Raw genomic sequence first — 10,925 nt, forward strand, 5'->3', positions numbered from 1 at the left:
AATAGAAAGGCCGCGAATACACCGTGAATCCCACCAATCAGGATCGCGCGCATGGGAGCAACACCCCTACATTCACAAGCTGCTTCGGCGCAACGACGCCGTGGCTCACCCATTTCGTGGACGCACCGATCGCTCAGGCGTCCTTGTCAACTGCATGGATGTGTATCTCGCTGTTCTTTGCCATTTCCAATGCGACCCGGCCTAACGCCCGCTCCAAAAGCTCCCCGGTCGATGTGGAGGAAATGGCAAGCCAACGATCCCCATCCTCCTCGACCAGCCGAACTGCCACAGCCTCGCCGGTGCCAGCGGCCCGAAGATCGACCGAGTATCCGGACCCAGACACAAACTCCTGCCATCCCCCCATCGCCTTTGCGAGATCGGCGTCGAATGTCCAGTAGGAGAAAATCTCTGCACGAAGTTTCACGGAAGCCTGACGGATCGCGGTTGGAAGCCTGCCGGACCCGCGCTCGCAAGGCACGACGACGCGTCTCCCCCGAACCGCAAGCAAGCCGACGTTGAAATCATGCGGTGGGATTCTGGCGTTATGGTGATGCAGGACGAATTCGGCGGCCGGATTCGCTCGAAGCCCGTCGGTTCAGCGGTCGATGCGTGACAATGGGCTCTCAGCCTGTGATTGATGACGCCGGGCATCAGCAGCGGCCGCAGGCCATCGCAGGCGTTAACTCGGGCAGCCTATCCCTCGCCGTGGGATGCTCGGGCCTTGCAGCTCGACTGCCTCGGTGATCCATTTCGGTCGCAACAGCGAGAACACGGAAAGGCAGATGTGCTTTCGGGGCAGACCGGCTCCGCAGTTAAACCCTTGCGCCGGGGTGACATCGGCGGCACATTTGCGCCCGCGGCAGGCTTGTCGCCAAAAATGAAGGCCCGAGGAACGTCCATGGCGGCCACGCGGATCGATTGCGATATCCATCCAGCGGTGGGGGGCACGCGCACCACACTGTTGCCCTATCTCGACGATCACTGGAAAGAGCAGGTGGTGAGCCGGGCGATCGATGGCCTCGATCTCAACTCCTACCCGCCCACCATGCCGCTTTCCGGCCGGCCCGACTGGCGCCCGGCCGACGGCAAGCCGGGCTCGGACCTCGCCATGGTGCAGCGCGGCGCGTTCGACCAGCTCGGCGCCAGCCACGCCATCTGCAACGTGCTCTATGGCGCGCAGGCGGTGTTCGACCCCTATATGGCGGCCGGCTTCTGCAAGGCCATCAATGACTGGATCGCGGCCGAATGGCTTTCGAAGGATTCGCGGTTGCGCGCCTCGATCGTGGTGCCCTTGCAGGCGCCGGATCTCGCGGTCGAGGAGATCGAGCGCCGCGCCGGCGACGACCGGTTCGTTTCCGTGCTGGTGCTGGCGCAAGGCGAAAGCCTGCTCGGACGGCGGCATTACTGGCCGGTCTGGCAGGCGGCCGAGAAACACAAACTGCCGATCGCAATCCATGCCGGCAGCCAGTACCGGTTCGCGCCGAGCTCGACCGGCTGGGCGTCCTATCGCTACGAATATTATCTGGCGGAAGCGCAGGCGTTTCAGTCCCAGGTGCTGAGCCTGATCTATGAGGGCGTGTTCGGCAAATTCCCCGGGCTGAAGGTGGTGCTGATGGAGTCCGGCGTAAGCTGGCTGCCGGCCTTCATGTGGCGCGCCAACAAGACCTGGCGCGGCGTCCGCGTCGAGGTGCCCTGGGTCGAGCGCGAGCCGGCCTCGATCATGCGCGACCACATCCGCCTCACCATGCAGCCGTTCGACGGCCCGCCGGATGCCGCTGGCGTCGCCGACATCATCGACCAGATCGGTTCCGACAGGATGTTCCTTTTTGCTTCGGACTACCCGCACTGGCAGTTCGACGGCGACGACCCGATGCCGCCGCATCTGCCCGCCAGTATCGTGTCGCGCATGTGCGCCGACAACCCGCTCGAAACCTTTCCGCGGCTGAAGCTCGCCGCCTAGAACAGAGCATGATCCGGAAAAGTGGACACCGGTTTTCCGAGAAGATCATGCTCAAACAAACATGGAGGATCGCATGAGCGACGTCATCGACCGTCCCATCCTCGCGCAGGAAGCGAGCGCCAAAACCCGGCTGCGCATCATCGATTGCGACGTGCATCCGAGCCTTCATGCCCACAGCGACCTCAATCCGTTCCTGCCCAAACGCTGGCAGGAACATTTGAAGACCTACGGCAGCCATCTGCGCACGCCCTATATCGGCACCACGCCCTATCCGCGGTCCTCGCCCCTGATCGCGCGGCGCGATGCGTGGCCGCCGACCGGCGGGCCGCCCGGCTCCGATCTCGATTTTATGCGCAGGCAGCATCTCGATCCGCTCGATATCGAGTTCGGCATTCTGCAGGTGCTCGACCTCTTCATCTTCTCGCAGCAGAATCTCGAGTTCGGCGCGGCGATCCAGCGCGCCATCAACGAGTGGCAGCTGGCGTTCTGGACCCATCGCGACCCGCGGCTGAAGGCATCGATCCTCGTCGGTCAGGACGACACTCAGCTGGCGCTGGCCGAGATCGAGCGCTGCGCCAAAACGGGGGAATACGTCCAGATCAACGTGTCGCCGCGCGCCAATGAGCCGCTCGGCCGCCGCCGCTACTGGCCGATCTACGAACGCGCCCAGGCGCTCGACCTGCCGCTCGGCATCCATGTCGGCGGCTATGGCGGGCATGCGCCGGCCGGCGGCGGCTGGCCGTCTTATTATGTCGAGGAGCACCAGACCAACGCGCATACCATGGCAGCCCAGCTCACGAGCCTCGTGCTCGAAGGCATCCCCGAGCGCTTCCCGAAGCTGAAGATCGTGTTCATCGAGGGCGGCTTTGGCTGGATTCCGTCGGCGACCTGGCGGATGGACCAGCATTTTGCGCGCTTTCGCAGCGAGGTGCCGCATCTCAAGCGGCGTCCCTCGGAATACGTGAAGGAGCATTTCTGGTTCACCACCCAGCCGATCGACGAGCCCGACGAGGCCAGACACCTGCGTTCGCTGATCGAGTGGGTTGGCGTCGATCGGCTGCTGTTCTCGTCGGATTACCCGCACTGGGATTTCGACGATCCGCGCTTTGCGTTCAAGACGCCGCTGACGGAGACCGAGCGCCGGAAAATCTTCAACGCCAACGCCCGCGCGGTCTACAAACTGTAATCGCAAGTTCAAGCATATGGCCCGTCACATCGTCGCCCGCACCAATGATATCCCGCCCGGCGGCAACAAGGTGGTCGGCGTGGAAGGACGCGACATCGTCGTCTTCCACGTCAACGGCGAGTTTTTCGCGCTGCTCAATCGCTGCCCGCACGAAGGCGCGCCGCTGGACAAGGCCGCCTGCGTGGCGCGGCTGACCTCGCCGGAGCCCGGAATCTACCAGCGCTCGCGCGTCGGCGAGATGCTGCGCTGTCCCTGGCACGGTTGGGAATTCGACATGCGCACCGGCCAATCCTGGTTCGATCCGCAGCGCGTCAAGGTCCGCTCCTATCCGGTCGCGGTCGAGCGCGGCGAGGAACTGGCCAGGGAACTCGAGAAGGGGCCGTATGTGGCCGAGACCTTTCCGGTGCATGTCGAGGATAGTTATGTCATCGTCGAGGTCTAAACCGCACAGTCGTCCGGTCGGCGCGGCAGCCTTCTGCCATCATCGGTCGTGGTCAGGGCGCCGCTAGCCGCTGCCGTGGTCTCCGCCGCGAACTTTCTGTCCTTCAACATCACAGCCGAGGAGTAATGCCATGACCCACGCCATCCGCTTTCACAAGACCGGCGGCCCCGAGGTTCTGGTCTGGGAGGAAGTCCAACTCGGCAAGCCCGGTCCCGGCGAGGCGCGCATCCGCCACACGGCGGTCGGACTGAACTTCGTCGATATCTACAACCGCTCCGGACTTTATCCGGTGCAACTGCCGAGCGGGCTTGGCAGCGAGGCGGCCGGCGTGGTCGAGGAAATAGGCGCCGGCGTCACCGAGCTGAAACCCGGCGACCGCGTCGCCTATGGCAGCGCGCCGCTCGGCGCCTATGCCGAGGCGCGGCTGATCCCGGCCGATCGGCTGCTGAAATTGCCCGACGGCATCGACGACCGGACCGCGGCCGCCATGATGCTGAAGGGGCTCACGGTGCAATATCTGATCCGCCAGACCTATCGCGTCAAATCCGGCGACACCATTTTGCTGCATGCCGCGGCCGGCGGCGTCGGCCTGATCCTCAGCCAATGGGCGAAGCATCTCGGCGCCACCGTGATCGGCACCGTCGGCAGCGACGACAAGGCGAAACTCGCCAGGGCCCATGGCTGCGCCCACACCATCGTCTACACAAGCGAGGATTTTGTGAAGCGCGTTGACGAGATCACCGGCGGCAAGAAAGTGCCTGTGGTCTACGATTCCGTCGGCAAGGACACCTTCCTGAAATCGCTCGACTGCCTGGCGCCGCTCGGCGTCGCGGCCTTGTTCGGGCAATCCTCCGGCAGCGTCGATCCGCTCAATCTCGGCCTGCTCGCGCAGAAGGGATCGCTGTTCGTCACCCGTCCGACCCTCAACACCTACGCCGCCAAGCGCGAGAGCCTGGTCGCGATGTCGAACGAACTGTTCGACGTCGTGAAATCCGGCGCGGTGAAGATCGAGGTGCACCAGACCTATCCGCTCAAGGACGCGGCCAAGGCGCATGCCGATCTCGCCGCGCGCAAGACCACGGGATCGACGGTGCTGACGGTCTAGGCACCCGACGCAGGTGGCAGGGCTTGCGCACCTCCAAAACGACGTCCGTGGTTTGCCAGCAACTTTTTTGGCGCCCGATCCCCAAAACGGCGACGCGAATGCTACAATACATCGTTGATTTTTCCATGACAGGTGCGGGCGGATGTCGAAGCAGTCGATGCGCGAGGAGGCCGAGCGCCTGATCCGCGAGACCATGGAAAAGAAGGCCATCGTCGTCAAACAGGGCAATACCCGCATCGAGACCACCTGCGGCAAATGCGGCGCGCCCAACCGCCTGCAGGCGGAAAAGGGCGCGACGCGGGTCAAGTTCGCCTGCAAGCAATGCGGCCACAAGCAGGAGACGCTCTGACCATTGCTCCGCCGTCATTGCAAGACTCCTCGTCATTGCGAGCCACCGGGTCGCGCGAAAGCGCGCCCGATGACAGGCTCCGCGAAGCAATCCATCGCGCCGCGTAAAGAAAGAATGGATTGCTTCGTCGCAAGCGCTCCTCGCAATGACGGGGAAGGGCTTCGCCGTGCGGCCCTCAAAATAAAAAAGGCGGGCCACAGCCCGCCGTCTCAATGAAAATCACAAAGCCCCGTCTTGGATGCCCGGGCAGAACGGAGCGCTCCACCCGGGCTCGAAGGTTACTTCTTGGCCTTTTTCGCCTTCTTGGCCTTCTTCGCCTTTTTCGCCTTCTTCGCTTTCTTAGCCATAGTATCCTCTCAGGGTTTAACGGATTGAAACGCGACTCCGAGGCATGCTTGGCAGAGGGCCAGCCTCGCAACATCCTCAATGGTAAACTCAACAGATTCGCGGCGTGCTGCCGCGTGCTGTCACGCGGCAGTCACCGCGTTATCCACAGATGTTATGCGTTTTGAGGCCATTTTTGCAAATTTTCACCTGTGATGCCCGGACGAACACGCGACGCATCGTCTTTCCAGCGGGGCGTTCCGGGCATCGATCATTTTGCAAGCGAGAAGGATCGGCGGATGAAGTCCGGCGATGAGGGGTGGCGCCGGCGCCCGCATCGCGCCGTCATGCTTGACGATGCGCCCAACGCGGCGCTGTTCATCAATTTAAAACCACGGCTTGGATTGGCCGGTTGCGGTCAGAGTCCGTTAAGCGTTCGCGCGGCATCTTGTCGGCAGAACAACCGGGACCGGCGGAGCCACGCCTTGGGCGCGCGGTCCGATAACAGGGGAGGCGGGAGCGGCAGCATCCCGCGGTCGCGATGCTGAGCGTACCGACGCTTTGGACGGCGTTCGTCATCAACTTTCTCGCGCTCGGCCTGATCTGGGCCTATGTCGTGCGCAGCTATCCGTCATTCGATGCCGCCCGGTTCTGGGCCGCCTCGACCTTTGCCGCGGCCGCGGGCGCGGCGCTGGCGACGCTGCGCGTCGTGATGACGGATTCGCTGTCGCCGCTGCTCGCCGGCGGCAGCGTTCTGATCTTCGCCGCCTGCCTGGCCGCGATGGGCATCGAGCGCTTTTTCGGCCGGCCGGTGACGTGGCGGGCGACCTTGCTGATCACGGGACTGAGCTCCGCCGGCCTGGCTTTCTTCATCTTCGGCTATGACAGCATGGCGATGCGGATTTCGATCTATTCCATCGCCCAGTCGTTGCCGCTGCTGCTCAGCCTCAAACTGTTGCTGCGGCCGCACGATGGCCGCGTCAATCCGGGCGCCCGGCTTGCCGGCATCGTCGCTATTCTCATCATCGCGATTTACGGCGTCCGGCTCGTCGCGGGCCTGGCCGGCGCCGAACTCTCATTCGCGGGTGTCAGCCCGTTGCAATCGGCGCTGGTGCTGGTGCTGGTGTTCCTGTCGATGGCACTGAATTTCGGCTTTCTGCTGATGGCGATGGACCGCCTGCGCAACGAAGTCGCCGATCTGGCGCTGCTCGACGATCTCACCGGCGTCGGTAACCGCCGGCATCTGCTGCGGCGGCTGACCGAGGAATGCGCGCGCTCCGTACGCAGCGCCGAGCCGTTCGCGCTGTTGGTGATCGATCTCGACGGCTTCAAGGGTATCAACGACACCCATGGTCACGCCGCGGGCGACGCCTGCCTGCAGCACTTTACCTTGATGGCGCAAACCCGCCTGCGGCCAGGCGACCTGCTGGCGCGCACCGGTGGCGACGAGTTTTGCATCGTGCTGCCCTTCAGCACGCTGCGCGAGGGCGCCATGATCGCGCGCCGCGTGCTCGAAATATGCCGTGTCGATGCCGAGCAATGCGTCGGCACCGACATCCCGATCGCGGTCTCGATCGGCGTCGCGCAATGGACCCCCGGGATCGGCGCGTTCCCCGACCGGCTGATCGCGGCCGCCGACCACGCACTCTACGAAGCCAAGAAGAACGGCAGGAACGGCTACGCCTGCTTTGAACCCGCGCCGCCGCTCGCGGCCGGGCTCGAAATTCCGGCGAGGCCGGAGATGGATCTGCGCCAGCGCGCATAAAGCGTGCTATCGAGCAGGTTCACCGGACGTTGTTGCATGAACCTTCACCTGCTTGCGGCCGCTATGTGCGCGATGGCGCTTTCGGTTTCGGCCGCGGCGCAGACGCCTGATCTTGCGATCATCGCGCGGACGTCGGGCACGCCCGACATTCCCGGCCTGAAGATGGTCTGGCTCGCACCATGGGGCGAGGTGTCAAAAGCCCATCCCTGGCGCAACATCATCGTGCATCAGACCGAGGGGCCGGTCGGTTCGGCGCGCGGCGGGGCCGAGGCGCAGTTCAAGAACCCGACCCGGCGCGGCGTCATGGTGTGGGTGGAAACCGACGGCACCGTGTACTGGGCGGTGACGGAAAACCTGGTGCCGACCCATGGCGATGGCGGCAACCGCAACGACAACAAATACGTCGACAATGGCGAGACCTTTCACCAGGTGGTCGGCGACAATTCGGTCGGCGTCGAATTCGCCGGCAATTATCCCGACGTGTCGCGCGGCCCAACCGACGCGCAGATCGTGGCGTGGCGAATCCTGGTCAAGGTGCTGCGCTTACGTTACGGAATCCCGCCGGGCCGCGTCTACGCGCACAACTGGATCGACTTCAAGGACGCGCGCTATTGCGAGGGCTGCGCGCTGGCGACAATGGCGCGGCAGTGGGGGGAATGATCTTGAGGGCCACCGACCCTCAACACGTCGTTCCCGCGCACCTGGCACGCGGGGACGACATCGGTATTGCTGGTGCCGCGTGCCCGGAACAAAAAAGCCGGCGTCGCCGCCGGCTTTCGTCGTTACTCGTCGTCGCCGCGCGATCAGAGCGCGGCTTCCAGCGCTTCCTGTTCCTGCCGCGCGATCGTGCCTTTCACGGCTGACTGCACCTTCTCGAAGGCGCGGACCTCGATCTGCCGCACGCGTTCGCGCGACACGCCGAACTCGGCGGCGAGGTCTTCCAGCGTCATCGGCTCTTCGGCCAGACGCCTTGCTTCGAAGATGCGGCGTTCGCGCGGGTTGAGCACGCCGATGGCGCCGTTCAGCGCCTGGCGGCGATGATCGAACTCCTCGTGTTCGGCCATCATGGCTTCCTGGTTCGGCGTGGTGTCGACCAGCCAGTCCTGCCATTCGCCTGCCTCGCCGTCGTCGCGGATCGGCGCGTTGAGCGAGGCGTCGCCGCCGAGGCGGCGGTTCATGTCGACCACGTCCTGATCGGTCACGCCGAGGCGCTTGGCAATCAGCTTGACCTGGTCGGGGTGGAGATCACCCTCGTCCAGCGCCGAGATCTTGCTCTTGGCCTTGCGCAGGTTGAAGAACAGTTTCTTCTGGTTCGCGGTGGTGCCCATCTTCACGAGCGACCACGAACGCAGGATGTACTCTTGTATCGACGCCTTGATCCACCACATAGCGTAGGTGGCGAGCCGAAAGCCCTTGTCGGGCTCGAATCGCTTCACCGCCTGCATCAGGCCGACATTGCCTTCCGAGACGACCTCGGAGATCGGCAAGCCGTAGCCGCGATAGCCCATGGCGATCTTGGCCACGAGCCTGAGATGGCTGGTGACAAGGTGATGTGCCGCGTCGCGATCGTCATGCTCGCGCCAGCGTTTGGCGAGCATGTATTCCTGCTGGGGTTCCAGCATCGGAAACTTGCGAATTTCGGCAAGGTAACGGGACAGGCCGGATTCTCCGTTGAGAATCGGCAAGGTAGCTGTACGGGCCATTTGAGCGCCCTCCAGTGGTTCAAGCCCCCGATAGCGGCGGGCTTGGCAGACGGCCGCTTTGTCAAAGCCGGCCGGGCTGCGATGTTTCGCGTTGGATATTCAACGCAGTTGCAGCATACACCAAACCACCGGGCATTTGGAAGGATATCTGACCTCACGTCCCCGTGTGGCTGCCATAACCTGTTGTCATAACAAGTGTTTTCTGGAGAGCCTGCGTCATAGCGCCGCGTTCAGGGTTCGTTCCAAAAGCAGCAAATCCTCCGGCAAGGGCGCCACCCAACGCAAAAGTTCCCCGGTTCGGGGGTGCTCCAGCGCCAGCAGATAGGCATGTAGCGCCTGTCGTCCGAGCGACGCCAGGGCGGCCTGGCCCTCTGGCGCGAGATGGCGGGCCTTGGTCAGGAAATGCGAGCCGTAGACGGTGTCCCCCATCAGGGGGTGGCCGACATGGGACAAATGCACCCGGATCTGGTGGGTCCGGCCGGTCTCGAGCCGGCAGGCCAAAAGCGAGGCGACCGGCTTGCCGTCGCGCCCAGGAAATGCCTCGCGAAGCTCCCAATGGGTCAGCGCGTCGCGGCCGCCTTCGCGCACCGCCATTTTTTCGCGGGCGTGCGGATGCCGGTCGATCGGCGCGTCGATGGTGCCGCGCTGGCGGTTGGGGACGCCCCAGATGAAGGCCAGATAGCCGCGCTGCATTGACCCGGTGCGGCCATGGTCGGCGAATTGCGCGGTCAGCGATTGATGGGCGCGATCGTTCTTGGCGATCACCATCAGCCCGGTCGTGTCCTTGTCGAGCCGGTGCACGATGCCCGGGCGGCGGACGCCGCCGATGCCGGAAAGGCTGGTGCCGCAATGGGCGATCAGTGCGTTCACCAGCGTGCCGGTCTCATGGCCGGCGGCGGGATGCACCACGAGGCCGGCTCGCTTGTTGATGACGATGATGTCGTCGTCCTCATAGACGATATCGAGCGCGATATTTTCGCCCTTGGGTTCCGCAGGAACCGCTTCGGGAACGTCGATTGTGATCGTATCGCCCGCTGCGACATGATAAGCGGGGTCGCGGATGGCGGCGCCCTTGACCGTGACGGAACCGGCCAGGATCAGCGCCTTCAGCCGCGATCGCGACAGCTCCGGGCGCTGCACCGCGAGCACGCGGTCGAGCCGGGCCGATCCCTCGTCGCCGCCGACGATGATTTCCAGCCTTTGACCGTCGCTCGAAGAATCCTGTTCCAAAGAAGAGCCTTGCATGACCGATACCGTTGCGCCCAAACCGACCCCCGCACAGGCCGCCGTGATCGGGCGGGTGCGGCGGATGATGCTGATCGCGGGCCTCACCTCGGCCCTTGCCGTGGTCGTGGTGTTGATCGCCATCGGCTACCGTCTTTACCGCGGCGAGGGAAGTACTACCACGGCCTCCACCGACATCACGGCGACGCTGCCGAAGGGGGCCCGCATCATCTCGACCGGCGTCTCCGGCGACCGGCTGGTGGTGACGCTCGCGATTGGCGCGGCGACCGAAATCCGCACCTTTGACGCGCGGACGCTAAAACCCGCCGGCAAGCTGAAATTCGTGGGCGAACCGTGAGTCGCGTCACAAATCGCGTCCCCCGCCTGATCGAGGCCGCAGGGCGATGGGTTCAGGTAACGGATACTGGCCGCTCCGACTTGCCTTGCGGCCAGCCGATTTCAAGGCTATTCCCTGAACCGCACGCTCCCTTCGTCTAGCGGTTAGGACGCGGCCCTCTCAAGGCTGAAACAGGGGTTCGATTCCCCTAGGGAGCGCCAGCAAACTCAGGCACTTAGGTAGCCATCAGCCGCGTTCGTTGAATAATGGTTGAATAAGACGCTGGTGAACAGCGGCGAACGCTTGGGGAATTTGCTGCCGACATTAGCAGACTAGCCTCGGCGTGATGCCTCACTGTCGCTGGCGCATTCGCGAAAAATTTTCTCGTCGCCCTTGGTGTCCGGAAATATTCAAACCGCCGCTGACGTGCGCTGTCGTACGCGAGCGCCCTCGGATGTTCGCATTGACGTTGCTCGTCGCACAATCAACTCTTGTCCTGTCGAGCTTTGTGCGAATAGGAGGGCCACGTG

11 protein-coding genes and 1 tRNA gene are annotated in these 10,925 nt (G+C 63.9%); 9 read left to right on the forward strand and 3 right to left on the reverse strand.

What is annotated here, in order from left to right; all coding sequences use genetic code 11:
* Positions 1–133 precede the first annotated feature (133 nt).
* On the reverse strand, positions 134–424 hold the full coding sequence (locus WCE35_RS21010) for a hypothetical protein (RefSeq protein ID WP_424595238.1): 291 nt from the start codon (positions 422–424) through the stop codon (positions 134–136).
* Positions 425–898: 474 nt separating this feature from the next.
* On the opposite strand from WCE35_RS21010, the gene WCE35_RS21015 reads away from it, so the two are divergent.
* The 7 genes from WCE35_RS21015 (at position 899) to WCE35_RS21045 (ending at position 7,791) form a co-directional block, all read left to right on the forward strand.
* Positions 899–1,960, forward strand: a complete 1,062-nt coding sequence (locus WCE35_RS21015; RefSeq protein WP_424595239.1) for an amidohydrolase family protein — start codon at positions 899–901, stop codon at positions 1,958–1,960.
* Positions 1,961–2,033: 73 nt separating this feature from the next.
* The gene (locus WCE35_RS21020) at positions 2,034–3,146 is read left to right on the forward strand and encodes an amidohydrolase family protein (RefSeq protein WP_424595240.1); all 1,113 of its coding nucleotides are present in this window, start codon (positions 2,034–2,036) and stop codon (positions 3,144–3,146) included.
* A 16-nt stretch (positions 3,147–3,162) separates the two neighbouring features.
* Complete coding sequence (locus WCE35_RS21025) at positions 3,163–3,588, forward strand: Rieske (2Fe-2S) protein (RefSeq protein ID WP_424595241.1); 426 nt, start codon at positions 3,163–3,165, stop codon at positions 3,586–3,588.
* A 130-nt stretch (positions 3,589–3,718) separates the two neighbouring features.
* Positions 3,719–4,693 carry a quinone oxidoreductase family protein gene (locus WCE35_RS21030; RefSeq protein ID WP_424595242.1) on the forward strand — a complete coding sequence of 325 codons (975 nt, stop codon included), beginning with the start codon at positions 3,719–3,721 and terminating at the stop codon, positions 4,691–4,693.
* 142 nt (positions 4,694–4,835) lie between these two features.
* On the forward strand, positions 4,836–5,042 hold the full coding sequence (locus WCE35_RS21035; RefSeq protein WP_424595243.1) for a hypothetical protein: 207 nt from the start codon (positions 4,836–4,838) through the stop codon (positions 5,040–5,042).
* Positions 5,043–5,907: 865 nt separating this feature from the next.
* Positions 5,908–7,131, forward strand: coding sequence for a GGDEF domain-containing protein (locus WCE35_RS21040; RefSeq protein WP_424595244.1), 1,224 nt, complete (start codon positions 5,908–5,910; stop codon positions 7,129–7,131).
* Between the two features lie 36 nt (positions 7,132–7,167).
* On the forward strand, positions 7,168–7,791 hold the full coding sequence (locus tag WCE35_RS21045) for a peptidoglycan recognition protein family protein (RefSeq protein WP_424595245.1): 624 nt from the start codon (positions 7,168–7,170) through the stop codon (positions 7,789–7,791).
* A gap of 143 nt (positions 7,792–7,934) precedes the next feature.
* On the opposite strand, the gene rpoH is transcribed toward WCE35_RS21045, so the two are convergent.
* Together rpoH and WCE35_RS21055 are read right to left on the reverse strand one after the other, a co-directional pair.
* On the reverse strand, positions 7,935–8,834 hold the full coding sequence (gene rpoH, locus WCE35_RS21050; RefSeq protein ID WP_424595246.1) for an RNA polymerase sigma factor RpoH: 900 nt from the start codon (positions 8,832–8,834) through the stop codon (positions 7,935–7,937).
* A gap of 216 nt (positions 8,835–9,050) precedes the next feature.
* Positions 9,051–10,079 (reverse strand): RluA family pseudouridine synthase, encoded by a 1,029-nt coding sequence (locus WCE35_RS21055; protein WP_424595247.1) that lies wholly within the window; start codon positions 10,077–10,079, stop codon positions 9,051–9,053.
* Between WCE35_RS21055 and WCE35_RS21060 the strand changes: the two genes are divergently transcribed.
* Together WCE35_RS21060 and WCE35_RS21065 are read left to right on the forward strand one after the other, a co-directional pair.
* On the forward strand, positions 10,078–10,416 hold the full coding sequence (locus tag WCE35_RS21060; RefSeq protein ID WP_424595248.1) for a hypothetical protein: 339 nt from the start codon (positions 10,078–10,080) through the stop codon (positions 10,414–10,416). The genes WCE35_RS21055 and WCE35_RS21060 overlap by 2 nt on opposite strands.
* 125 nt (positions 10,417–10,541) lie before the next feature.
* Positions 10,542–10,616 (forward strand) — tRNA-Glu (locus WCE35_RS21065).
* Positions 10,617–10,925 lie beyond the last annotated feature (309 nt).

The organism is Bradyrhizobium sp. (assembly GCF_049691595.1).
GTDB lineage: Bacteria > Pseudomonadota > Alphaproteobacteria > Rhizobiales > Xanthobacteraceae > Bradyrhizobium.

Excerpts from the sequence above, each read along its gene's own strand:
- WCE35_RS21035 (WP_424595243.1), top strand. The coding sequence starts at position 4,836 with ATGTCGAAGCAGTCGATGCGCGAGGAGGCCGAGCGCCTGATCCGCGAG.
- WCE35_RS21025 (WP_424595241.1), top strand. The coding sequence starts at position 3,163 with ATGGCCCGTCACATCGTCGCCCGCACCAATGATATCCCGCCCGGCGGC.
- WCE35_RS21060 (WP_424595248.1), top strand. The coding sequence starts at position 10,078 with ATGACCGATACCGTTGCGCCCAAACCGACCCCCGCACAGGCCGCCGTG.
- WCE35_RS21015 (WP_424595239.1), top strand. The coding sequence starts at position 899 with ATGGCGGCCACGCGGATCGATTGCGATATCCATCCAGCGGTGGGGGGC.
- rpoH (WP_424595246.1), bottom strand. The coding sequence starts at position 8,834 with ATGGCCCGTACAGCTACCTTGCCGATTCTCAACGGAGAATCCGGCCTG.
- WCE35_RS21030 (WP_424595242.1), top strand. The coding sequence starts at position 3,719 with ATGACCCACGCCATCCGCTTTCACAAGACCGGCGGCCCCGAGGTTCTG.
- WCE35_RS21055 (WP_424595247.1), bottom strand. The coding sequence starts at position 10,079 with ATGCAAGGCTCTTCTTTGGAACAGGATTCTTCGAGCGACGGTCAAAGG.
- WCE35_RS21045 (WP_424595245.1), top strand. The coding sequence starts at position 7,168 with ATGAACCTTCACCTGCTTGCGGCCGCTATGTGCGCGATGGCGCTTTCG.
- WCE35_RS21020 (WP_424595240.1), top strand. The coding sequence starts at position 2,034 with ATGAGCGACGTCATCGACCGTCCCATCCTCGCGCAGGAAGCGAGCGCC.
- WCE35_RS21040 (WP_424595244.1), top strand. The coding sequence starts at position 5,908 with ATGCTGAGCGTACCGACGCTTTGGACGGCGTTCGTCATCAACTTTCTC.